Genomic DNA, 23388 nt, shown 5'->3' on the forward strand with positions numbered 1-23388 from the left:
GACATACAAATAAATGAAATGTGAGGCGACAAATGCCACCAGTGTTTAATCACAAAGAAGCCTTTTCCCGTAATCTCGGCTGGATTACTGACCGGGAGATGGAAATACTCCGGCACAAGAAAGTGGCCATTGCCGGCATGGGCGGTGTTGGTGGCGCCCATGCGTTACTGCTGGCCAGGTTTGGAGTTCGCAGGTTTCATATTTCAGATATGGACGTGTTTGAACAGGCCAACTTCAATCGTCAGGTCGGGGCAATGATGTCCACCATCGGCAAAACCAAGGTCGATGTCATGGCCGACATGATCAGGGATATCAACCCGGAGGCCGAAATCACCGTTTTCGGGGACGGCATTCGTGATGACCTTGAGGGCCGGCCGGGGAATATAGACGCCTTTCTGGACGGGGCTGATATTTTCATTGACGGATTCGACTTTTTTGTTCTGGATACCAGGATGGCTGTTTTCAAGCGCTGTCATGAACTCTCCATTCCTGCAGTGACAGCCGCACCGGTGGGCATGGGCGTGGCCATGCTCAGCTTCCTGCCAGGCGGCATGAGCGCTGCCGATTATTTCCGGCTGGATGAAGAAAAAGTTCGGGAAGACCGTTATGTGAAGTTTCTCATTGGCCTTACACCGCGTCCTCTTCATCCCTCCTATCTGGTTGACCCCTCACGCGTTAATATGAAGGAACAGAAGGTGCCCTCGACGCCTACGGGAGTGCAACTTGCAGCGGGGTTCCTTGTGACCGAAGCGGTCAAGATCATGCTTGGCCGGGGAGAAGTGCGCGCGGCGCCCCGATATCAGCTCTTTGACGCCTATCGCTGCCGGTTTATCAAGGGCTATATGCCGATGGGGAATGCCAACCCGATACAACGGCTCAAGTTTGCCATTGGTCGTCGCATGTACGCAAAAATGGCGAAGCAGTCCCCTTCTTCATCTCTGGAAGAGAGCGCTGAGGCCCCGAAGAACATGATGGACAGGATACTGGACCAGGCGCGCTGGGCGCCCAGCGGTGACAATACCCAGCCCTGGCGTTTTGAAGTGGTGGATGAAAATCGGCTGATCGTTCATATTCCCGCTATCGAAAGCGATAACCCATATGAATATAACAACGGGCAGCCCACCTATCTTTCCGTGGGAATGCTTCTGGAGACCATCAGGATTGCCGCCGATCGCGAAAAACAGGCTGTTTCCTGGACGATTGAAGAGGGCGGCCAATGGGATGGATCGGCCCTGAAGATTGCCGTGACGCTCAACAGCAAGGAAAACAGCACCGATGATCTGGCACCCTTTGTGCCTTTGCGGTCCGTTGACCGGCGACCTTATCGCAACCTGCGTCTGACGGATCACCAGAAGGCCGATCTGGCAAGGGAGCTGGAGGGGCTTTTTGACATCAGATGGCTGGAAAGCAACGGGGAGCGTCGGCAATTTTCGAAACTGAATGCCATCGCGACCGATATTCGCCTTCGTATGGAGGCATGCTATCGCGTGCATACAAAGATCATCGACTGGAGCAAGGGGGACAGCAAGACAGGTATCCCCGCCACGGCTCTCGGAATCGACAGCATGTCGCTGAATATGATGAAATGGGCCATGGGAAAATGGCCCCGCATGGATTTTATGAACAAATATATGGGGGGGACTGTTCTGGCGCGGGTTCAGATGGACCTGATCCCCGGATGGTTCTGCAGCGCCCATTTTATTCTAAGCTGGCCAGACGACAAAGAGCGGACCATTGAGGATTTTCTAAAGGCCGGTGAAAAACTTCAGCGGTTCTGGTTGCGGGCGGCCGAGATGGGCCTCTCGCTGCAACCTTCCCTGGCGCCGCTGTGTTTTGCCAACAGCCTGTTGCACGACAAGGAACTTTCCGAGGCTCAGAAACCTTTTGCGGACAAGACTTCCGGACTGGTGGCGGCACTGAAGGAAATCGCCGGCGAAAAGGCTGCGCGCGTGGTATTTGCGGGTCGTCTGGGATATTCGGGGCAGTCCAAACCTGCCGACCGTTCCGTTCGCCGGGATCTGGAAGACCTTATGAAGGGGAAGCAGGAAACCGGATGATGTTGTTGAACGAAAAATGTAGAAAAATCGGTTAATTCCTTAATCCGTAAAGGTTTGAATAAGGATTTGGAAATCATTTTTTCATATATGCCGATTATTGTTGGAGCAATTTGAACGACTTGCGGATAAAAATAAAGCCCGGTTTATACGAATATAAACTTATCGGATGAAATGCCGGACCGGAAAGAAAAAGTAAAAACATATGATAAGGATTTTCAGGCACTATATTCCAAAGCCGCTTCTGTTTCTGGGGATAATTGAATGCTTGCTGTTGCTGGCTGCGGTCTGGGCAGGAATGACCATACGCTTTTCCCAGATTGGTATTCGGGAGGTGAGTTTTATTGACTACATCCCGGAGATCAGCGCTTTCGTTGTGACCGTTTATGTGGTGATGCTGGCAACGGGAATGTATCAGCTGGAGGCCTGTCGGGATTTTCGTATTTCCATCCTGCGTCTGGTTGTCAGCATGTTTATCGCCCTGCTGACCATATCCGTCATTCTGTACATGTTCCCCGATATCGGCCTTTGGCGTAGTGTCGTTTTCTATGCCTTGTCCTTTTCCGCATTCGGGTTGCTGATCATTCGCTACATTTTCCTGCATGTGGTCGACATACGGCAGTTCAAGAAGAATGTGCTTGTCCTGGGGGCCGGAGAGCGGGCAAGCCGGGTTCGCGCCAGCGGGATCGGGCAGGGGTCCCATGTTCGATTTTCCGACTTTTTGAGAATGACCAACCTGGAGACGGATGTTGAAGGTGCCGTACCGTATGAGTCTGTCGGCCTGCTGAGGGACTATGTGGCAAAAAAGCATATTCAGGAGATTGTTGTCGCCATTCAGGAGCGACGCGGGACGTTGCCGATGGATGATCTGCTTGACTGCAGAATGAACGGCTGTTCCGTCACGGATTCCACTTCCTTTATCGAACAGCAGACCGGCACGGTGAACCTGGACAGCGTAAATCCCAGCTGGATGATTTTTTCCGATGGCTTCGGGGGGGCAAAAAGCGCAGATCTTTTAATCAAGCGCCTGTTTGATATTACTGCCAGCCTGCTTCTTCTTTTTCTGTCTATGCCGATTCTGATGATCACTGCGCTGCTGGTCAAAACCTCTAGTCATGGGCCGGTGTTTTATCGTCAGGAGCGGGTTGGACTGGGAGGCAAGACCTTTGATGTGATGAAGTTCCGTAGCATGACCGTGGATGCGGAGGCGGACGGTGTTCCTCAGTGGGCTAAAAAGGACGATGTCCGCGTGACTGCCGTCGGCAAGGTAATCCGGACCACGCGAATTGACGAAATTCCACAAATTTTCAATGTTCTCAAAGGGGATATGAGTTTCGTCGGGCCGCGCCCCGAGCGTCCTTTCTTCGTTGAGAAGCTGGGGCAGACTATCCCTTATTATCACGAGAGGCATCGGGTGAAGCCGGGAATTACCGGCTGGGCTCAGCTGAACTATCCATATGGGGCATCGGAGGAAGATTCCCGTAAAAAGCTGGAATATGATCTCTATTATATCAAAAACTATTCTGTATTTCTTGATTTCCTTATTCTGATTCAGACCGTGCGTGTAGTATTGTGGCCGGACGGGGTAAGGTGAGAATCTGATGGAAGGTGTTTTCAGCGAAATAGGATTCTATACATATGCCTTGGCAGCAGGCGGCTTTCTGTTGCTGGCCGCAATTCTGCTGACCACCAGCCGTAAGAAAATCTCCGCGACCCAAAAGTGGCTTGTTTTTGTCCTTATAATCAACGTTATCTGGGCGGTGGTTCATACCCTGAATTATCTGCCGGGCAACAGCTCGGGCCTGTTCCTCACTCTTGTGGATTTTTTGCGCAATAGTTCCTGGATATTCCTGCTTGTACACCTGATGTTCAACATCTGGTGTGCGCAGGGTAATGAAAAGCTTGCCCGCAAGATCGGCCGCATCTACGGTATTGGTTTCGGTATTCTGCTGACCATTGAATTGCTGACTGTCGGCGGGAAAGCCGGCTGGAGCGATATTGTCATTCCGGCCAAGGTCAATCTTTATGAAAATCTTTTCGTCGCCATTCTTGTCCTGTTGCTGGTGGAGAATGTTTATCGCAGTACGGCAGAGGAAAACCGCTGGGGCATCCGATATTTGTGTCTTGCCCTCGGTACTCTATATGTTTTCGACTTTCTGCTTTACGCGGACAATATTCTTTTCACCTCCATTGGCCCCAAACTGTATGACGCCCGCGGACTGATCAATTTTCTTGTCGTTCCCCTGATCGGCATTTCCGCCTCGCGCAATCCGGACTGGTCGCTGAAGGTACAGATTTCCCGCAAGGCGGCCTTTCACACCATCACTTTGATCGGCAGTGGCGCCTATCTGATCGGGATGTCGGCCGCCGGCTACTATCTACAGAATCACGGTGGGAAATGGGGTAACCTTTTGCAGGCCACCTTCGTTGTTGTTGCCATTCTGTTGCTTGTTGCGGCGCTGTCTTCCGGACGGTTCAGGGCCCGGGGCAGGGTGTTCCTAAGCAAGCATCTGTTCCGTTACAAATATGATTACCGGGATGAATGGCTGCGATTTATCGGTACCATCTCCGATACTCAGCATCACTATGGTCTCAGGGAGCGCTCAATCCAGGCGATGGCCGATATTATGGACAGTCCTGGCGGTGGCCTGTGGCTCAGGGAAAAACCCGACGCCTATGTTATGGCGGCCAAATGGAATTACCATCCGAAAATGGAAGGCGAACTGGATATCCATGACGAGTTTATCCGCTTTATCGAACAACAGGAATGGGTGGTTAATCTGGACGAGGTGGAGGACGGTAAAATTAAGGGAGCGGATTGTCCCATCCCCAACTGGCTTCTTGAATCTCCCGAATTATGGCTTGTGGTTCCACTATTGCACCATGACCGCACGGTGGGTTTCATTCTCCTGCTGAGGCCAAGGGGGAGCAAGGACCTGAACTGGGAAAGCCTGGACCTTCTGAAAATTGTTGGCCGGCAGGTGGGAAGTTACCTGGCAGAGCAAATTGCCGAACAGGCTCTTGCGGAGGCCCGCGAGTTTGAAGCCTTCAACCGCAAGTTCGCGTTCGTGGTTCATGATATCAAGAACCTTGCCAGCCAGCTGTCTCTGATTGTGCGTAACGCCGATAAACATGCGGGAAACCCGGAATTCCAGCAGGATATGCTGCTGACGGTCAAGGATTCTGCGGATAAGATGAATAACCTCCTGTCCCGGATTACTGTAGTACGGGAACCCTCGAAGGAGAAGGAAGAAGAGACAAGCGAACTGTCGGGGCTTCTGGAAAAAATCATCGACCGAACGGTAAAAAGCGGTACCGAAGTCGGTTTTCAGAAAAACACAGGGCCCCTGATGGTGAAGGGGGATCTGGAGAGCCTTGAAACAGTATTTATGCACTTGATCCAGAACGCCATTGACGCCTGTGATCCCGACGATGTGCGGGTCGGCCTCAGGTTGTCATCGGAAGAAGACTATGCCATTGTCAAGCTGATAGATAATGGATGTGGAATGAGCAAGGAATTCATCCGGGACGAGCTGTTCCGGCCGTTTCGCTCCACAAAGGAAAAGGGATATGGCATTGGCGCATACGAAAGCCGTGAGATCATCAAACGCATGGGCGGCCGGTTGAGCGTGAAAAGCATTCCGGAAGAAGGGACGACAATGACTGTTTATTTGAAACTGGCCAGCCAGGAAGAAAAAATACTCGATCAAGCAGCGCAATAAAGGCGAAGTAAATGTCAGATACAATAAAAAGAAAACTACTGGTCGTCGAGGATGATCCTGGCTTGCAAAGGCAGTACAAGTGGAATTTCGAGGACTATGATGTCCAGATTGCCGGGGCGCGCGAAGAGGCCCTGGAAATTGTTGATCGCGACCAGCCGGCGGTGGTCACGCTTGATCTCGGGTTGCCACCGGATGAGGATGGAACTTCCGAGGGCCTGGCTTGTCTCGAGCAGATTTTGGCCAAGGCGCCACATACGAAGGTGATTATTGCATCAGGTCACGGTGCGCGGGAAAGCGCCCTCCAGAGTATCTCGCTCGGGGCCTATGACTTCTATCAAAAACCTGTGGATCCTGATCAACTGGGTCTGATCGTGCAGCGGGCCTACCATGTGTATGACCTGGAAGAGGAAAACCGCAAACTTGCCACCGGACAGCAGAGTTCCCGTCTGAACCGGGTTATTACTGCAAGTGAAAGCATGAACAAGGTCTGCAACATCGTTGAGCGTGTGGCGCCGACCAATGTGTCGGTGATGCTTCTGGGGGCCAGCGGCACCGGTAAGGAACTCCTGGCCCGGGCCCTGCATGAGCTCAGCGATCGCAAGGACAAGGCATTTGTCGCCATTAACTGTGCGGCAATTCCGGAAAACCTTCTGGAAAGCGAACTCTTCGGCTATGAAAAAGGGGCCTTTACCGGTGCAGTCAAACAGACAGTTGGAAAGATTGAAGTGGCTCACGGCGGTACACTGTTTCTGGATGAGATCGGCGACCTGCCGTTTCCCCTTCAGGTCAAACTGCTGAGATTCCTGCAGGAGAGAGTGATTGAACGGATCGGCGGGCGCAAGGAAATCCCGGTGGACGTGCGCGTCGTTTGCGCCACTCACCAGGATCTGGAAACACACATTACGGAAAACCTGTTCAGGGAAGATCTTTTTTACCGTCTTAGTGAAATTGTCATCAACATCCCCCCGCTTGCGGATCGCGACGGGGATGCTGTTTTGCTGGCCCACAATTTTCTCAACAAGTTCAACAAGGAACTGAAGCGGTCGGTTAAAGGGTTCAGCAAGGAAGCCATTGCGGTCATTTCCGGTTATCACTGGCCCGGGAACGTCAGGGAGCTGGAAAATCGCATCAAGCGGGCTGTGATCATGTGTGAGGGTACCAAGATCGATGCCACGGACCTGGAACTGGCCGTTGATGAAATGGAAGAGGAACTCCTGAACCTGAAGCAGATCAGGGAATTGGCAGATATCAAGGCCATCAGGAAGGCGTTGGCCAATGCAAATGGCAATGTCAGCCATGCGGCAAAACTTCTCGGGGTGAGCCGGCCGACATTTTATGGACTTATAAAACAGTACAATATCAATCTGTAGGACAGGCGTGCCGGAAACCGGCGTGCCGCTACACAAGACTGGAATGACCCAAGGGGACTTATGATGAAAAGTTTTTTGATACCTTGCCTGGCTCTGACGATCGGAGTTGCAACGCCGGTAATGGCCGCGGTGGACAACAGTGAAAGTGCCGAATATATCCAGGAAGCCCGGGAGTATCTGAAAAAAGGCAATCTGGAAGCGGCTATTATTCAGTACAAGAATGCCGCCAGGGTTGATCCGAAAAATGCGGAAGTCAGGCTCCAGCTTGGAAAAGCCTATCTGAAAAAAGGGGACGGGCTGTCTGCGGAAAAGGAATTGCTGCGGGCGGTCGAACTGGGAAAACCGGAATCAGAGGTTTCTCTGGATCTGGGACAAGCCTATCTGATCCTGAGAAAATTTGACGAGGTTCTTGAAACCGTCAAGGTGGACGCTGTCGAAGGGGAAGAGAAGGCGCGTGCCTATCTTGTACTCGGTATGGCACATCAGGGACTGGCGGACGCGGACAAGGCCCTTGAGTATCTTCAGAAGGGGGCGGAACTGAAGAAAAATGACGACAATATCATTGTCGGCATTGCCCAGATTTATAATTTCAAGGAGGATTTCGAAAAGTCCGAAGAGATGGCCGACAAGGCTCTGGCGCTCAATCCAAAGAATGTTAACGCGCTAATGCTGAAGGGTGAACTTGTCCACCGCCGTGAGGGACCTGCAGCCTCGCTCGATTATTTTTCCAATGCGCTGCAATATTCCCCGAAAAACATCAATGCCATGATCAAGAAAGCTGGTGTTTTGTTTGACCTGAAACGGGATGACGAGTCTCTGGAAAATCTGGAAGGCGTATTTAAACTTATTCCCAGGCATCCTACGGCTAACTATCTTGCGGCCGTTATATATGCCCGTAAGAACGAAAGTGAAAAGGCTACCGAATATCTGGACCGCGGCGGTGTGCCGCTGGATAAGTTCGAACCCGCCCTGATGCTGCGCGGCGTGATCAATTATGCCCAGAACAACTATGCCCAGGCGATTTATTATCTGAACAGACTGGTGGACCTGAACCCGGATCATGTTGTTGGCCGTCGCCTTCTCGGCGCCTCACTGATCCGCCAGGGGGACCCGGAGCAGGCCATTGAAACGCTGATGCCGCTTGCGGAATCCGGAAAAGCCGGTTCAGTGGTTTATGCCCTGCTCGGCAGTGCGCACCTCAAGCTGGGAAATCATGAAAAAGGAACGGCATTTTTCGAAAAGGCGGTGGAAACCCGTCCGGAGGAGAGCCGTCTTCGCACGCAGCTGGCGCTGAGCCGTCTTGCTGCTGGTGATTCCCAATCTGCGGAAGAACAGCTCACGGAAATTCTGGAAAAGGATCCGGAAGCTTCCCAGGCGGCTGTGTTTCTGACCCTGATTTCCCTGAGGCAGGGGGAATACGGTAAAGGGCTTATTGATGCAGAACGCACCATTCAGCAGATGCCGGACAATCCGGTGGGTTATAACCTGAAAGGTACAGCCCTGGTTGGTCTGAAGCGGATTGACGAGGCGAGGGAGTTTTTCAAGAAAGCGCTGGAAATCCAGCCCAGCTATAATACGGCAAAGATCAATCTTGCCAAACTTCACATTCACGATGGCGAACCTGACAAGGCGGTGAAAATTTATCGTGACATTCTGGCTGAAGACAAAAACTATCTGGCCGCCTGGCTTGGTCTCAGTGATGTAGCGGCACGGCAGAAAGATACTAGAAAACAGGAAGAGTATCTGCAGGAAGCTGTGTCGGCAGCGCCCGAAAATATATCCGTTCGCGTCCAGTTGTCCGAGCTATATCTGAAAGAACGTCGTCTCGACAAGGCCAAGGCCGTTGCGAACCAGATGGTCCAGGATTTTCCGGAAAACGGCGCTGGATATGAAGCGTCAGGCAAGCTTGATCGTATCATGGGGAACCGGGCGTCCGCCGTCGCCAACTTCCAGAAGCTTCTGGGTATTATTGGCAAGAACGAGAAGGGCTATCTTCTGCTGGGGCGCGCCCAGATGGAAAATGAAGATTACTCCGGTGCCCGGAATACCTATAAGGAAGCCCTCGAATTCTCTGAAAACAAGAAGGCCATCCTCACGGAGCTTGTACGTCTGGAAATGAACCAGAAGAATTTTGCTTCGGCTCATGAACATATTCGTACGATCCGGGATCTGAATGCGGATGATTCCGCGGCCAGTGTTCTGGAAGGGCGTGTCTTTCTTGCGGAGGGTAAACCCAAGAAGGCTCTTGACGCTTATCTTGACGCAAAGGCGAAGGGCGCAGAAGGAAGTGGTCTCATCGTCAGTATCGCCCAGGCCTACAAGGACATGGGGGATATGGAGAATTCACATGCCACCATGGTGGATTACCTGCAAGAGGACCCTGAAAATCTTGTCGTCCGTCGCAATCTGGCCAACAGCTATCTGATGGCATCCGATCATGACAATGCGGTGGCGCAGTATGAAGCGCTGTTGTCCCGGAAGGATGACAATTTTGTCAATCTGAACAATCTGGCCTGGCTCTATTCCCAGCAGGGCAGTCTGGAAAAAGCCAGTGATCTCGGCAAGAGGGCCTATGAAGCGGCACCGGAAAATGCCTCCATCATTGATACCTATGCCTGGATACTTGTTGCCGCCGGGCGGCATGAAGAAGGGCTGGACCTGCTTCAAAAGGCCATCAGCAAGGCCCCGACCAATATGGAGATCCGCTACCATCTGGCAGTGGCGCTGCACAAGGCTGGTCGCAATGGCGCCGCACGTCAGGAACTGGAACAGGTTGTGACTTCCGGTGTCTCCTTTACGGGGCTTGAAGACGCCAAGACCCTTCTGCAAAAACTGAGAAAATAGAGCATCCGGGGCCGCACTTTCCATGTGGCCCCGTACCCGGAAAACAGACCGTAACAGTAGAGCAAGAGAAGCTGAGTGAATATACTATTTGTCAGTCACAGATTTCCCTTTCCGCCGACGCGGGGAGATAAGATCCGTTCCTTTAATATGGTCCGCCATCTTCATGAAAGCGGTCACAAGGTAACGGTGGCCTCACTCGTCAGATCGGAAGAGGAAGAGCGGGAAATACAGGGGATCAAGGATCATTGCCACGAGTTTATCTATAGCCGGATCAACGAAGTATGGCAGAAAATCCGCATGGTGGGCTGCCTGCTCACCAGGACCCCGTCGTCCATGGGCTATTTTTATTCCCGTGACCTGCAGGCGAAAATCAATCGCAAGTTGGCGGAGAAAAAATTCGACCTGATCGTGGTCTTCAGTTCGTCTGCCGCCCAGTATGTGGAGCAGGTGAAGGATATACCGAAAATTCTTGATTACTGCGATATGGACAGCCAGAAATGGCTTGCCTATGCGGGGTTTAAGAAATGGCCGTTTAACTGGGGCTACTGGCTGGAAGGCACCAAGCTGGAGGCCGAGGAAAAAAGGCTGGCCCGAAAATTTGATGTCGGGGTTTGCGCTACTGATTTTGAAGTGGAAACCCTGGACAGTTACAATGCCGGGATCACGTCCGCATTCTTTCCCAACGGGGTGGATAGTGATTTTTTCAAACCAACGGATGGCAGTTTTCAGAAGCATAATATCAGCTTTGTCGGCCGCATGGATTATTATCCTAACGAAGCCTGTGTGATTTCATTCTGTCAAAAGGTGCTGCCGACCCTGCGGGAAAAATACCCCGATGTTACCTTTACGGTCGTCGGTGCCGAACCGCCGGCATCGGTGCAGGCCATGGGGGAACTGCCGGGTGTAACAGTAACCGGCACCGTGGATGATGTGCGCACTTATGTCCGCAATAGCGAAGTGGTTGTCGCGCCGCTGGAAATTGCCCGTGGCACCCAGAACAAAATTCTGGAAGGCATGGCTCTCGGCGTACCGGTCGTCAGCAGCCGGCTTGCCGCCCGGGGTGTTGATGCCGTTGTGGGCGAACATATACTTGCCGCCTCGACGCCCGAGGAATATGCCGCCTGTGTCTCGCGTATTTTCGACAGCGCCGAAGAGCGGGAGAAATTCGCCAGGGCCGGGCGGGAAAGGGTGCTCAGTCATCACAACTGGACCCGAGCCATGGGTCTGTTTGACGATATTATTGACGGCTGCATGATCCGTCGGGCTATCGGGGATTGATCGGGGATAAATAAAAATGCGTATCTTACATGTATTGGACCACTCAATTCCGTTGCATAGCGGATATACTTTCCGCAGCTATCAGCTGATCAAGGGGCAGCAGGCGCTTGGTCATGAAACCCTGCATGTGACCGGGATCAAGCAGGGCGCGAGCATGGCTGATTATGAACTGGTGGAAGACCTGGGGTTCTTTCGTACCAATCAATACAACAGGCTTTTCGCCAGTTTGCCGATCCTGAACCAGTATGAAGTGGTGCGAAGTCTAAAAAAGCGCATGTTTGAGATCCTGAGGGAGAACCCGGTCGACCTGATACATGCCCATTCACCGGCGTTGAACGGCCTTGCTGCCGTGGATGTGGGGAAAAAACTGGGTATTCCCGTACTCTATGAAATTCGCGCTTTCTGGGAAGATGCGGCGGTCAGTCACGGCACCTGCCGGGAAGGGGATCTGCGCTACAATCTGACCAAAAAGCTTGAAACCTATGTGGTCCAGCGGGCGGACGCGGTGACCACCATCTGTAATGGCCTGAAGCAGGACCTGGTTTCACGCGGTGTGCCGGAGGAAAAGATCACTATCATTCCCAATGCAGTCGATATCAGCAAGTTCTCCGGCCCCAGCGAGCCGGATCCGCAGCTTCAGGAACAACTGGGCCTGAAAGGCAAGATCATTCTGGGTTTCATTGGTTCGTTCTATGATTACGAAGGGCTCGATATCCTGGTGGAAAGCTTTCCACAGATTCTTGAGCAAAAGCCGGAGGCCCGTCTTCTTCTTGTGGGCGGTGGCCAGGAAGAAAACAATCTAAAGAAGCAGGTGGAGCGCCTCGGGCTTTCGGACAGTGTGATCTTTACCGGTCGGGTGCCCCACGACCAGGTCCAGAACTATTACAATCTGGTTGATATTTTTATATATCCCCGCAAAAAGATGCGCTTGACCGATCTGGTTACTCCGCTCAAACCGCTGGAAGCCATGGCCCAGCACAAGCTGGTGGCGGCTTCCGATATTGGCGGGCATAACGAACTGATTACAGACGGTGTGACCGGTACCCTGTTCAGCCCGGATGATCCGGCTGATCTGGCCCGCACTATCTTTGCCATGCTGGATAACCGTGACAAATGGCCGGAGATGATTGCGGCCGGTCGTCGCTATGTGGAGGAAGTCCGTAACTGGAAGAACTCCGTTGCCAACTATTCCGCCGTGTTCGAGCGTCTGGCGAATATCAGGAAATAGGTCTGTCTATTCAGACACGCCCCAGATTTTTGCATATTCCCGGTACATGATCGCCTTGTCATAGGTATTCTTGACATGGTTCTTGTTGATTTCGCCGACTTTTTTCGCCAGTCCCGGATCACGGACGAGGGCCTCCATGGCGCCGGCAAAGGCATCATCGTCACCCGCCGGGGCAATGTAGGCCCGGTTTTCCGCCGAAACCATGGGCAGCACGTCGCCGACGGCAAGCCCCACGATCGGAAGCGAGGCAGCCATAGCCTGGTTGACCGAATTTGGCATTTGTTCGGTATCGGATGAAATGGCGTAAAGATCAAGCCAGCCAAGCGCCTGCGCCGGTTCCTCGACATGACCGGCAAGCAGGACCTTGCCCTCATGCTTAAGGGCGGCAATCATATTTTCCAGGCTGCCCCGTTCATTTCCTTCTCCCATGATCACCAGGCGAAGGGCGATATCCGGGTTGTCTGTTGTTACCCTGTGAAAGGCGCGGATCAGGCGGGGCAGGTTCTTTTCCGGGCGTAGCGGAGTCATGGTGCCGATCACAATCTCGCCCTCGCGTTTGTCAAAGCCCGGCAGGATGCCGGGGCGGGGGGCGGTGCCATATTTTTCACAGTCCACGCCGTTGGGAATATGCCGGATTTTACGTTCCGGCAGTTTCCAGTTCTTTCGACATATCTGAACCAGGGTATGGGACGGAACAACGATCGATTCAATGTTCCTGAGGGCCAGGCGGCGATACATATCCCGTTTGAACAGGGTTCCTTCTGCTTCTTCCGGCCCGAATCCGCTTTCCAGATGAATATGCCGACAGAGCGGGGCAAAACTGTTGGCCAGGGCCCAGTCCATGGACCCCCAGTTATAGGTCAGCAAAAGGTCCGGGCGGATATCTTTCAACACCTTGCGATAACTGCATATTTTTCCAAGAAGACCGTCTGCGGGCGGGATGTCGGGGATTGAGAAATCAATGCTGCCATCGATCCGGGACCGGCAGTCATATTCACCGTTTGTCGCGATCAGGCTGTGCCGTGCCTTGGGGCCGAAATGGTTGATCAGATAGGAAATCCGGATAGGGACCCCCCCGTGTGCAAAGCTGGGGATCACGTGAAATAGATGCGGTCTTTTATTGCCGGTTGGAGCCTCAGCCATGGGGTTTCTATATAATATTCGCCTGAATTAACAATTTAAGTTTCGTCCAAAATAGGGTAAAACTACTGACTTGATAATGATTATAATAGCTTGCACTCAAAATGCACTGGAAAGTTCTGGTCCGTCAGGAACAAATGACGGCCCGGATCGCAAGAGGGGATCGATCTATCGTGCCTAGGATATTGTTTTTTCTGCTTACTCTTCTGGTTTCGGCGGTTGTTGCCTACTTTGCCGTGCCGATCATAATGAGTCTGACGGTTTTTCTGGCAACTGAAAAAATGCCTCGCGATTTTCTCCAGATGCTTATGACCAGTGACCTTGTTGCTGTTGCGGGATATGTCTGCGTGTTTTTCATGTCCATGGTGATATTTGCGCATCTTTTACCGTCCCTGCATATCTGGGTCTATCTGGTGCGGGCCAAAAAACGTCTGGCACAGTTGCCGCTGGCTTGTGACAAGATTCGCCAGACCACGGTGAAGAAGTTTCTTTCCAGTCTGGAGGGTCTTGATTTTGTTCATGAGCTTGCCGTGATCTACGGTGGGAACCTTGAACAATTACCTGCACGTGAAGTGCCCGAAGAAGTTCTGAAAAAGACAAAGACGAGCCGGGCCATTGCAAGGAAGGACAAAGAAGAGAAGGTGACAGTTGAACCGGTGCTTGCAGCAGCCGGTGCGGAAAGCGTTTTCAGTCAGGCGCAACTGGTGGATCAGCGATTATTCCTGTGGTTTATGGTGGCCCTGCCCAGGCTGCTTCTGGCCGTGGGGGGGCTTATTCTGGTTATCAATATTCTCGTACTTGGTGTCTTTGATCCGGCCCTCAAGGTGAATATGACCACACTCGGGGATTTTGTCGCTCAATTGCAGCCGGGTCTGGTTGCACTGGCCTATACGACATTTACTGCTCTGTTGATTTATGCGCTTGTGACGTTCAGCATCGGTGTGCTGCGGCAGAATGCCGGGGAGATCCCCGTTCTGATCGATTATCTATTCCATCATAACGGCTTGCATATGTATTTGCGGGATATGTCCGAGAGGATGCAGGAGGACTCTTTGTCCGGCGAAGTTGAAAAAGCATTGCAGCGCCCTCTGAACGTGATTGGCAAGGCAACCAAGGCGCTGGCGGATGACCAGGGTGCCAGGCTTGAGGCATTTCTGTCCGGGGCGCTTTCTGCTTTCGAGCAGGAAATGGAAAAGAATGCGGGCAAACAATTGTCTGCCCTGACCATTTCCCTGGACAAGGCGCAGAAGACCGCCGAAAAGATGGAAAAGAATTTTTCATCCACGGCCAATAGTTTCGCCAAGCAGCTCGAGCAGATGAAGGACGCTGTTCATAAGGACGAAAAGGCTTCCGAACAGAAGCTGACCAGGCAGACCGAAAAAATACTCGAAAGCCTGAAAGAGGAAATCGACCAGAACTACAAGAAGTACGGTGAATTTATCGGCGAACATATGGCGCGGATAGAGGAAACACAGGCCGTGCTCAACGGCGCGATGGCAGACAAGGACTCTCTGGTACAGGGACTTAAGAAAACGAGCCAGGATATGGGCACTATTTCCGAAGCCTCAGGAAAGCTGGTGGATCGATTTACAAAACTTTCAAAGGAGCTCGACACCCTGATCAGGGAGGCCAGGAGTACCACCTCAGGTGCGGCTAGCGCTTCCCAGAAAGATGAACTTCTCGAAGCGCTCGAAAAACTGAAAAAGCAGCGTGAAAGCCAGATCGGGGAACTTCCGTCACTGTAGAGCCGCGGGCTTATTCCTTGCCGGTCGGATATTCTACGATAAAGAAATCATATTCCTTTTCGGGACCTGATGCCTGCCACATGGCGGGCATGCCTTTCGAAAGCGGAATATAGGAAACCCCCATGTGGGACTTCATGTTCAGCCCGGGGGTGAATTTTCTGCTCATAAAACCGCATCGGATATCGTCGCGCCGGGCCCACTGATAATGCCAGGCACTGAAGTCCCCTTTCTGAAGGGTGCTGTTGTCGGCCCAGTTCAGGCGTTGTTCATCGCAATAATACTGAAGGCCGATCCAGGTGGCGGCGGATATATTGAAATGGGTCTGGATGAAGCTATGGATTTCCAGGTCCTTGACCAGGGCAAGCCTGCCTTTTGTACCTTTATACTCCAGGGTCTGGGCTTCCAGATATGCCTGGCGCCACTTGCGCCCTTTCTTTCGCCATCTCAGCTCGAAGTAGCTCTTGCTATGCGGATCATAGAAGGGGCCCTTGACCGAGCCTGTCACCATGTAGTTGTCCTTATAGGACTTATGTTTCTTTTCAATCCCCACCTGGGCATGGGAAACAGCTGGCAGGGCAAGTGCCAGGACAAGGATAACAAGACATTGAATTTTCCGGACCATTTTCCAACCTTTTTGCGTTTCTTCTGCTTCTATTCTAATAGGGAATAAAAATATGGTCAAAATATGTAACAGCTGTTTATGAAGAAAACCTGAAAAGTCAGATAAATTAGGAGCTTGGCGTCGGTGGAATGGAGCAGAGCGCAAAAATTTCGTCCGGCCGGTGGCCCGTTTCGCGCAGATGTTTCAGGGTCACGCTCTCCTCCCTTTTGGAAAACCGTTTGCCCTTGTGGTCCAGGATCAGCGGATGGTGAAAATATTCCGGCACCGGCAGTTTCAGGATATGCTGTAGCAAACGGTGCAAATGAGTAGCATAAAAAAGATCCTCCCCCCTGATGACGTGGCTGATGCTCTGGTCTGCATCATCCAGGACGACCGAGAGGTGGTAACTGGCGGGAGTATCCTTGCGCGCCAGCACAACGTCGCCAAGGATTTCAGGTGTCGCAGTCTGCAGGCCTTTTTCCCGGTCATGCCAGGTGAGGGGGGCTGTAAGAGATTGCAGGGCCAGGTTCATATCCAGGCGCAGGGCGTAACTTTCTCCGGCCGTGATCCGGCGATTACGTTCTTCCAGGCTCATTTTCCTGCAGGTGCCGGGATAGAGATGGCCTTCCGGGCCGTGTGGCGCGTGGGCGCTTCTGGCAATTTCTTCCTGGATTTCCTTGCGGCTGCAGAAGCAGGGATAAAGCAGGCCTTCTTCCTCGAGAGAGTCCAGAACCTTCCGATAGTCATCGAAATGTTCCGACTGAAGGCGGATTTCCCCATCCCAGGTCAGGCCGAGCCAGTGCAGGTCTTCGACAATCTGGTCAATGAAGTCCGGCTTGCATCTGGTCTGATCGATGTCTTCCATGCGCAGCAGGAACTGTCCCCCGTGCTGACGGGCGAAGTTATGGGCCAGCCTGGCGGAGTAGGCATGGCCAAGATGAAGAAGGCCCGTCGGGCTTGGCGCGAAACGGGTAACTATATCTGCCTTCTTCTGATCCGGAGATTGATCCATGGATAAATTTGACTATATGTTATGGTTATAACCTGCAAATCATATGTATTGGAGTTTCCATGTCAACGGTCACAACACTTTCCGGCCCGCGGGTCGAGCCGCCAGCCGGCGAAAAAATAGAAAAGCTTGTCATTCTGTCCCATGGGTACGGCTCCAATGGTTATGATCTGATCGGCCTGGTTCCGCACCTTCAGCGGGTCATGCCCAATACAGTTTTCATCTCTCCCAATGCGCCGGAAGCCTGTCCGGGGGCGCCCATGGGCTACCAGTGGTTCAGCCTGTCCAGCTTGAGCCGCGAGGAGCGTCTTGAAGGAACCCTGAAAGCAGCACCGGTGCTGCATAACTTTATTGATCAGGAACTGGATCGTTACGGCCTGGAAGAGAAGGACCTTGTGCTTAGCGGATTCTCCCAGGGCACCATGATGTCCCTCCATGTCGGTCTCAGGCGTAAAAACCCGATAGCCGGTATTCTGGGTTTTTCCGGCGCCATGACCCTGCCGGACAACTGGCAGCAGGAAGTGACATCACGACCGCCGGTCATGCTGATTCACGGTGACCAGGACGATGTCCTGCCTCTCCAGATGATGCATGATGCGAAAGAGGCCCTGCAGTCTGCCGGTGTCGAGGTAACGACGCATGTTTCCCCGGGAATTACCCATAGCATCGGTGCGGACGGTCTTCAGAAGGCATTGGAATTCCTGCAGAAAATGTAGGAATGAAGCGGTCTGTGCAAACTTCTCTTGGGTCTTTGCCGCAAAAGCGCTATTATGGTTAACATGTCATATGGCTGTCACAGAAAGCCCGCTAATATGGCAGTGCGACAATTTGGGTCGCTTAACCGGAGCTAGGCTCAAAAAGGAGATTGACTGTGCCCGTAACAGGCCATGGCCCATCGCCAGTAAAGCCGGAACATTGTCCGGCACTTGTACTTAATGCTGACTTCCAGCCGTTAAGCTATTTCCCTCTTTCTATCTGGCCCTGGCAGACCGCAGTGAAAGCGGTTTTTCTGGATCGTGTTCAGGTGATTGAGGAATATGACCGCGTGATTCACAGTCCGTCATGTGAAATTCGCATTCCCAGCGTGATCAGCCTGAAGGAATATGTGAACCCGGGTCAACACCCGGCCTTCACAAGGTTCAATCTGTTCCTCAGGGACAGGTTCACCTGTCAGTATTGCGGGCACAGGGCCCCGAACGGCAAGGAACTGACCTTTGATCATGTCATTCCGCGTCGGGCGGGCGGAAAGACGACCTGGGAGAATATTACCACGGCCTGTCCGACCTGCAATATGCGAAAGGGCGGGCGAACGCCGCAGGAAGCTCGTATGCGGCTGTTGACCAAACCCATGAGGCCAACAGTTCATAAACTGCAGAACCACGGACGATCCTTCCCGCCAAATTATCTCCACGAGAGCTGGCGGGATTTTTTATATTGGGATTCCGAACTGGAAAGCTGAGGGGTCAGAGCCGTTCTGCAATTTTTATGGCAGTGCGGCACCCCAGTTTGATGGTGTTTGAAAGAAGGGTGTAACCGGGGGTTTCCCGCGCACCGTGTTCCACGGCGATATCGTGATGTTCCGCCTCTTCCTGGCGGAATTTTTCAAGATCTGCGGCCAGTTCCTTTTCATCCTCGCCAAGTTCTTCAATCTGGGCGGCATAGTGCCGGTCAATCACCTCTTCCACAGCCTCGGTGCAGGCCATGGCGGCTTTTTCACCCAGCAGGGCTGTACCCGCACCCAGCGCAAATCCGGCAATATGCCACAGCGGGGTCAGGGCGGTCGGGCGCACATTCCGCTCAATCAGGAGTTTGTTGAAGCGGTCGAGATGAACGTCTTCCTGTTCTTTCATGTGCTGGATCATAGCGCTTTTGGGATGACGATCGCCGAGGACGGCAAGCTGGCCCTGATAGATGCGCACGGCACCATATTCCCCCGCGTGGTCAACGCGCAGGAAACGGTCCAGCAGCTGTTGCTTGTCCGGATCACCTGGCAGGCGTGCCTCAGCGGTTTGTTTCGGTGTTTGCGTCTCAGGCATTTTCTTTCCTTGTAAGGGCAAACAATACTAGCAGGCCCATGGCAAGGGTGAAAAGGAAATTGTAGCCGGCCATGGAAATGCCGAACAGTTCCCAGACAACTTCGTCGCAGCTGACAATGGGGGCGCTTTGCAGCGACTGCAGGAACTGGTCAGGATCGAAGTTGCCACCGATCGACTGTGCCGTGCAGTCGGCCGGGCCCTGCCACCATTTATATTCCACTCCGGCGTGATAAGCGCCGACGCCGGCTGCGGCAAAAAGGGCCGGCACCAGAAGAAAATCAAGGATCTTAGCCGGAACATTCACAAGCTGATGCAGGATGATCAGAAACAGGCCCAGGCTGATAATCCCCATATGGGCGTAACGCTGGGTCCAGCACAGATCACAGGGTACCATGTTGCCGAAATGCTCGAAACTATAGGCCCCGGCCAACATGGCGGCTGAAAACAGGATCGCCGCCCGCGACGGGCAGGTGCGAATTGTTCTGATAACCAGGCAACCGAGCCGGGTAATGACTGACATGCTTATATCCCTCTTTGTTCTTTGGCACAGAATATAAGCTTCAGTCTGAACTGCAAATGAATAATCCGTGACCGGGGCCGGGTCATAGATACTTCAGGGCCAGAAAGCCGCCGAACAGGATGATGAAAAACAAAATTGTCAGCAGTCCCAGGCGCTTTTCGATAAAATTCTTGATGGGGTCGCCAAACTTCCACAAGAGCGCAGCCACCAGAAAGAAGCGCACGGACCGGGAGACCAGACTGGCCAGTATGAAGGTCGGCAGACTGAGTTGCGTTACCCCGCTGGCAATGGTGATCACCTTGTAGGGGAAGGGAGTGAGGCCGAAAAAGGCTACGATCCAGGCGCCCCATTCATTATATTGCGCTGTAAAGCTGGCAAATTTTTCCTCATAGCCGTAGAATTCGACCAGAGGCTGACCCACTACATCAAACAGTGCAAAACCGATATAATAACCAAACAATCCACCCAGTACCGAGCTGAGGGTGCAGACAAAAGCAATTTTCCAGGCTCTGGTTGGTGCGGCCAGTACCATCGGGATCAGAAGGATATCCGGCGGAATGGGGAAAAACGAGCTTTCAATAAAGGATATGATCGCCAGTGTGGTGAGAGCATGGGGTTTGTCCGCCAGCTCGAGCGTTTTGTTGTAAAGAGTCTCTAACATCCGTTATCCGCCTGTCTGTAAGGTGCCTTATTGATAGCTCATCCTGTTTTAACATTCAGTAATTTTTTAGCCGTGGATGTATTTCCCGGTTGACCCGCTCGGGGGCATGAGTAATATTCAGCCCACACTCCAGATTTCGCTTTGTCGAAGGCCCCTGTGGTGGAATTGGTAGACACGCTGGATTCAAAATCCAGTGGCTTCACGGCCGTGTCGGTTCGAGTCCGACCGGGGGCACCACCCAAATACATTTAATGTGAATATACGGATAGATACTCTGGCATGGGAAAAGCGCATCATTGAAATGCGCCTGGAGGGAGGAAAAATAAATCCGGTCCAGGCGGTGAAATATTATTGAAGTCTAATGTAGAGTGAGGTATGGTCAATTACCTCTGGAGCAAAGGGACGTTTCACCTATCCGATCCCCCAAGCGGAAAAAGGTGAAACGTCCCTTCTATCGTGCCCCCAAAACTGCCTGCAGCAAAAATTCCGACGCAAGAGCAATCCTTGCCGGTTCTATAATAGGTGCCGCGTAGGGGGGCGTAAATACGATAAATGGCTTATTAAACTAATCCATATGTGCTATTTTAATCGCGGAATAAGTGTTAAAGGTCTCGTAAAACATCTGGGATCATATTTTAAGCTGTGCTAAAGTTCCTGAGCCAAAGTCCGACTAAACAAACGCCTTTTCCCAAGGGGCCTCTAAAAATGTGAAGCAAGAGCATGACAAGAGAAAAAAAAGAGTCCGAGGAGAGGAAAAGAATGCGCATGCTTCTTGTTGATGATCACGCCCTGTTCAGGGATGGTCTCAAGTTTGTTTTGAATCAGCTGGATCCGGAAGTGGAAATCCTGGAGGCGGGAAATTGTCACGATGCCTTTGTCGTCCTGGAAAATGATGATGATTTTGATCTGATTCTTCTTGACCTTGATCTTCCCGGCATGTCCGGGCTGGAGGGGCTCAAGAAAATCAGGGTAATTGCGCCGATTGTCCCCGTGGTAATACTTTCCGGTTCCGAGGATGGCAGTCTGGTCCGTCGTGGCCTTGAAATGGGCGTTATGGGGTATATTCCCAAGTCGCACACCAGCGACATTATGCTGCAGGCATTGCAACTGATCATGAAGGGGGGCAGATATGTGCCCGACAATATCCTTCTGAGCTCCACCGATGACAACAAACGTAGTTTTCAGTCCCTGACCGCTCGTCAGCTGGAGATCCTCAAGCATATTACGATGGGGAAATCCAATAAGGAGATCGCCCGCTCTCTGGGCATCGCCGACAATACGGTCCGGGTTCATATTTCGGCCATATTCCAGGTTCTGAATGTCAACAACCGGACCGAGGCGGCTTATGCCGCCATGCAGGAGGGGCTCATCGAGACGTCGGATTGACCTGTCATGATCGCATCGGCTCAGGACAGATATACTCAGGTTGAACAAACCAAGCTTTTGCTGAAACAGGTGCCGTCCCTGGCTCTTCTTGCAGTTCTTGTCGCTCTGGTGATCGCCTTTTTTATAACGCAATGGGTATCGACAGAAGTGGCTGCCATCTGGTGTCTGTTAATTTGCGGTGTTTCGGCAATGCGCTACTGGCATTATCGTTCACTCAGAGATTTACGGATTACTGTTGACAGCCATATGAACCTTCTGGTGCTTCTGGTGTTTTTTTCGGCACTTTCCGGCGGGTTATGGGGGTCTCTGGGGATCATACTTCCGGTGACGGACAATGTCCTGGTGATGGTTCTGACGGTGATGCTGCTTGTCGGGATGGTTGCCGGGTCGCTGGCGGCCCTGTCCGTTTATAAATACGCTTATTTTGCCTACGCCATTCCAGCTATTCTTCCGCTTGCGGTGCGCTGCCTGATGTCCCAGGATCAGGTATTGAATATGGTCGGGGTATTGTCCCTGACATTTCTTTTCGTCAATATGTTCCACAGCCATCTGGCGCAGAAGTCAATTATCCACTCTATAAACCTTGCCCTCGAAAACCAGAATCTGATCCAGCGGTTGCAGTTCGAGAAGAATAACGCCATTGCCGCGCGGGAGCAGGCTGACCGGAACAGCGAAGCCAAGTCCCGTTTTCTGGCAGCGGCGAGTCATGATCTCAGGCAGCCGCTTAACGCCATGGGCTTTTTTGTGGCGGCTCTGATGAACGAGGCCAATACCCAGAAGGTGCGGGAACTGACAATAAAGATTGACCAGTCTCTGGAATCCCTAAGGGACCTTTTCACCAGTTTGCTTGACCTGTCAAAAATTGAATCAGGCGTTCTGGCGCCCAATTTCACTTCTTTCAGATTGTGCGATGTCCTCGAGGAAATAAGAAACGATTTCGCCACGCATGAGAAAATCAAACATGTGAACATGGAGATCGAGGAATGTCCGGATGTGGTGATCAAGTCCGATCGGCAGATGTTGAACCGTATTCTGAGAAATCTTGTTTCAAATGCGCTTCGCTATACCCATGAAGGCTTTGTCCGGCTTTATTGCGAACCTGCCGACGGTCATTATATCATCCATGTTTCCGACAGCGGGGAAGGTATCCCGGAGGACAAGCGGGAGGATATTTTCAAGGAGTTCTTCCAGATTGGCAATCCTGAAAGGGACCGGGCCAAGGGACTTGGCCTGGGGTTGTCAATTGTGGACGGATTATGCCGTATTCTGAAACACAGAATCAACCTGGTTTCCCAGGAAGGACGGGGATCTACATTCTCTGTCCTGGTGCCGCGGGGGCGGGCGGAAGAAGTCGAGCTGCCGGGCCAGGAAATCGCCGCATGGACGGACATGCGGAGCGCAAATATTCTGGTGATTGACGATGAGGAATATTCCCGCGCCGGCATGAGAGAGTTGATCAGTCAGTGGGGGCATGGCGTATTTGCTTTTGAAAATCCTGATGAGGCGGAGCTGTTCCTTGACATGGAAGGAATTGTCCCGGATCTTATCATTTCGGACTACCGGTTGAGAAATGGTGTGACAGGTGATAAGGTTATTCACCGTCTTCAGTCCAAAATAGGCCATGACGTGCCTGCTCTTATTGTGACCGGGGATACGGACAAGGACAGGATCAGGGAAGCGAAATCAAGCGGTTTTTCCTTGTTGCACAAGCCGGTACAGCCGGCAAAATTGAGAAGTGCGCTTTCCTATCTCCTGACTCATGGATAGTCCATTTGTAATATTTTCAGCACCAGT

At 52.3% G+C, this 23388-nt stretch carries 18 protein-coding genes and 1 tRNA gene; 13 read left to right on the forward strand and 6 right to left on the reverse strand.

What is annotated here, in order from left to right; all coding sequences use genetic code 11:
- The first annotated feature begins 32 nt into the window (after window positions 1–32).
- The 7 genes from ACN0YD_RS04660 to ACN0YD_RS04690 all read left to right on the forward strand — a co-directional run bounded on the left by ACN0YD_RS04660 (window position 33) and on the right by ACN0YD_RS04690 (window position 12496).
- Window positions 33–2057, forward strand: a complete 2025-nt coding sequence (locus tag ACN0YD_RS04660) for a ThiF family adenylyltransferase (protein ID WP_417317484.1) — start codon at window positions 33–35, stop codon at window positions 2055–2057.
- A 202-nt stretch (window positions 2058–2259) separates the two neighbouring features.
- Complete coding sequence (locus ACN0YD_RS04665) at window positions 2260–3648, forward strand: TIGR03013 family XrtA/PEP-CTERM system glycosyltransferase (protein ID WP_417317485.1); 1389 nt, start codon at window positions 2260–2262, stop codon at window positions 3646–3648.
- A gap of 7 nt (window positions 3649–3655) precedes the next feature.
- Window positions 3656–5776: an XrtA/PEP-CTERM system histidine kinase PrsK gene (prsK, locus tag ACN0YD_RS04670; protein WP_417317486.1), complete on the forward strand. Its 2121-nt coding sequence runs from the start codon at window positions 3656–3658 to the stop codon at window positions 5774–5776.
- An 11-nt stretch (window positions 5777–5787) separates the two neighbouring features.
- Entirely contained in the window at window positions 5788–7146 is a 1359-nt protein-coding gene (gene prsR / locus ACN0YD_RS04675; protein WP_417317487.1) for a PEP-CTERM-box response regulator transcription factor, read from the forward strand.
- A 60-nt stretch (window positions 7147–7206) separates the two neighbouring features.
- Entirely contained in the window at window positions 7207–9990 is a 2784-nt protein-coding gene (prsT, locus tag ACN0YD_RS04680) for an XrtA/PEP-CTERM system TPR-repeat protein PrsT (protein WP_417317488.1), read from the forward strand.
- A gap of 75 nt (window positions 9991–10065) precedes the next feature.
- The gene (locus ACN0YD_RS04685; protein ID WP_417317489.1) at window positions 10066–11268 is read left to right on the forward strand and encodes a TIGR03087 family PEP-CTERM/XrtA system glycosyltransferase; all 1203 of its coding nucleotides are present in this window, start codon (window positions 10066–10068) and stop codon (window positions 11266–11268) included.
- Between the two features lie 16 nt (window positions 11269–11284).
- Window positions 11285–12496: a TIGR04063 family PEP-CTERM/XrtA system glycosyltransferase gene (locus tag ACN0YD_RS04690; protein WP_417317490.1), complete on the forward strand. Its 1212-nt coding sequence runs from the start codon at window positions 11285–11287 to the stop codon at window positions 12494–12496.
- A 6-nt stretch (window positions 12497–12502) separates the two neighbouring features.
- On the opposite strand, the gene ACN0YD_RS04695 is transcribed toward ACN0YD_RS04690, so the two are convergent.
- Window positions 12503–13639, reverse strand: coding sequence for a glycosyltransferase (locus ACN0YD_RS04695; protein ID WP_417317491.1), 1137 nt, complete (start codon window positions 13637–13639; stop codon window positions 12503–12505).
- Between the two features lie 101 nt (window positions 13640–13740).
- On the opposite strand from ACN0YD_RS04695, the gene ACN0YD_RS04700 reads away from it, so the two are divergent.
- The gene (locus ACN0YD_RS04700) at window positions 13741–15381 is read left to right on the forward strand and encodes a hypothetical protein (RefSeq protein ID WP_417317492.1); all 1641 of its coding nucleotides are present in this window, start codon (window positions 13741–13743) and stop codon (window positions 15379–15381) included.
- A gap of 10 nt (window positions 15382–15391) precedes the next feature.
- Here the strand turns inward: ACN0YD_RS04700 and ACN0YD_RS04705 are convergent, their stop codons facing one another.
- Window positions 15392–16003: a C-type lectin domain-containing protein gene (locus tag ACN0YD_RS04705; protein WP_417317493.1), complete on the reverse strand. Its 612-nt coding sequence runs from the start codon at window positions 16001–16003 to the stop codon at window positions 15392–15394.
- 106 nt (window positions 16004–16109) lie between these two features.
- Window positions 16110–16994, reverse strand: coding sequence for a tRNA glutamyl-Q(34) synthetase GluQRS (gene gluQRS / locus ACN0YD_RS04710; RefSeq protein ID WP_417317494.1), 885 nt, complete (start codon window positions 16992–16994; stop codon window positions 16110–16112).
- 59 nt (window positions 16995–17053) lie between these two features.
- On the opposite strand from gluQRS, the gene ACN0YD_RS04715 reads away from it, so the two are divergent.
- Window positions 17054–17707: an alpha/beta hydrolase gene (locus ACN0YD_RS04715; RefSeq protein WP_417317495.1), complete on the forward strand. Its 654-nt coding sequence runs from the start codon at window positions 17054–17056 to the stop codon at window positions 17705–17707.
- Window positions 17708–17862: 155 nt separating this feature from the next.
- Complete coding sequence (locus ACN0YD_RS04720) at window positions 17863–18450, forward strand: HNH endonuclease (protein WP_417317496.1); 588 nt, start codon at window positions 17863–17865, stop codon at window positions 18448–18450.
- Window positions 18451–18454: 4 nt separating this feature from the next.
- Here ACN0YD_RS04720 and ACN0YD_RS04725 read toward each other — a convergent pair whose 3' ends face one another.
- The 3 genes from ACN0YD_RS04725 to ACN0YD_RS04735 form a co-directional block, all read right to left on the reverse strand.
- Window positions 18455–19027 carry a demethoxyubiquinone hydroxylase family protein gene (locus ACN0YD_RS04725; protein WP_417317497.1) on the reverse strand — a complete coding sequence of 191 codons (573 nt, stop codon included), beginning with the start codon at window positions 19025–19027 and terminating at the stop codon, window positions 18455–18457.
- Window positions 19020–19547, reverse strand: a complete 528-nt coding sequence (locus ACN0YD_RS04730) for a disulfide bond formation protein B (protein WP_417317498.1) — start codon at window positions 19545–19547, stop codon at window positions 19020–19022. Before ACN0YD_RS04730 ends, ACN0YD_RS04725 begins: the two co-directional genes overlap by 8 nt.
- An 82-nt stretch (window positions 19548–19629) precedes the next feature.
- On the reverse strand, window positions 19630–20208 hold the full coding sequence (locus ACN0YD_RS04735; protein ID WP_417317499.1) for a YqaA family protein: 579 nt from the start codon (window positions 20206–20208) through the stop codon (window positions 19630–19632).
- A 150-nt stretch (window positions 20209–20358) separates the two neighbouring features.
- On the opposite strand from ACN0YD_RS04735, the gene ACN0YD_RS04740 reads away from it, so the two are divergent.
- The 3 genes from ACN0YD_RS04740 (at window position 20359) to ACN0YD_RS04750 (ending at window position 23361) form a co-directional block, all read left to right on the forward strand.
- Window positions 20359–20445 (forward strand) — tRNA-Leu (locus ACN0YD_RS04740).
- Window positions 20446–20967: 522 nt separating this feature from the next.
- The gene (locus tag ACN0YD_RS04745) at window positions 20968–21594 is read left to right on the forward strand and encodes a response regulator (RefSeq protein WP_417317500.1); all 627 of its coding nucleotides are present in this window, start codon (window positions 20968–20970) and stop codon (window positions 21592–21594) included.
- 6 nt (window positions 21595–21600) lie between these two features.
- Window positions 21601–23361 carry a hybrid sensor histidine kinase/response regulator gene (locus ACN0YD_RS04750; protein WP_417317501.1) on the forward strand — a complete coding sequence of 587 codons (1761 nt, stop codon included), beginning with the start codon at window positions 21601–21603 and terminating at the stop codon, window positions 23359–23361.
- Window positions 23362–23388 lie beyond the last annotated feature (27 nt).

Source organism: Emcibacter sp. (genome assembly GCF_048269205.1).
Taxonomy (GTDB): domain Bacteria; phylum Pseudomonadota; class Alphaproteobacteria; order Sphingomonadales; family Emcibacteraceae; genus Emcibacter.

Bases quoted from the DNA above. Each gene is read 5' to 3' on its own strand.
- ACN0YD_RS04660 (WP_417317484.1), top strand. From the start codon at position 33: ATGCCACCAGTGTTTAATCACAAAGAAGCCTTTTCCCGTAATCTCGGC.
- ACN0YD_RS04665 (WP_417317485.1), top strand. From the start codon at position 2,260: ATGATAAGGATTTTCAGGCACTATATTCCAAAGCCGCTTCTGTTTCTG.
- prsK (WP_417317486.1), top strand. From the start codon at position 3,656: ATGGAAGGTGTTTTCAGCGAAATAGGATTCTATACATATGCCTTGGCA.
- prsR (WP_417317487.1), top strand. From the start codon at position 5,788: ATGTCAGATACAATAAAAAGAAAACTACTGGTCGTCGAGGATGATCCT.
- prsT (WP_417317488.1), top strand. From the start codon at position 7,207: ATGATGAAAAGTTTTTTGATACCTTGCCTGGCTCTGACGATCGGAGTT.
- ACN0YD_RS04690 (WP_417317490.1), top strand. From the start codon at position 11,285: ATGCGTATCTTACATGTATTGGACCACTCAATTCCGTTGCATAGCGGA.
- ACN0YD_RS04695 (WP_417317491.1), bottom strand. From the start codon at position 13,639: ATGGCTGAGGCTCCAACCGGCAATAAAAGACCGCATCTATTTCACGTG.
- ACN0YD_RS04700 (WP_417317492.1), top strand. From the start codon at position 13,741: ATGCACTGGAAAGTTCTGGTCCGTCAGGAACAAATGACGGCCCGGATC.
- ACN0YD_RS04705 (WP_417317493.1), bottom strand. From the start codon at position 16,003: ATGGTCCGGAAAATTCAATGTCTTGTTATCCTTGTCCTGGCACTTGCC.
- gluQRS (WP_417317494.1), bottom strand. From the start codon at position 16,994: ATGGATCAATCTCCGGATCAGAAGAAGGCAGATATAGTTACCCGTTTC.
- ACN0YD_RS04715 (WP_417317495.1), top strand. From the start codon at position 17,054: ATGTCAACGGTCACAACACTTTCCGGCCCGCGGGTCGAGCCGCCAGCC.
- ACN0YD_RS04725 (WP_417317497.1), bottom strand. From the start codon at position 19,027: ATGCCTGAGACGCAAACACCGAAACAAACCGCTGAGGCACGCCTGCCA.
- ACN0YD_RS04730 (WP_417317498.1), bottom strand. From the start codon at position 19,547: ATGTCAGTCATTACCCGGCTCGGTTGCCTGGTTATCAGAACAATTCGC.
- ACN0YD_RS04735 (WP_417317499.1), bottom strand. From the start codon at position 20,208: ATGTTAGAGACTCTTTACAACAAAACGCTCGAGCTGGCGGACAAACCC.
- ACN0YD_RS04745 (WP_417317500.1), top strand. From the start codon at position 20,968: ATGCGCATGCTTCTTGTTGATGATCACGCCCTGTTCAGGGATGGTCTC.
- ACN0YD_RS04750 (WP_417317501.1), top strand. From the start codon at position 21,601: ATGATCGCATCGGCTCAGGACAGATATACTCAGGTTGAACAAACCAAG.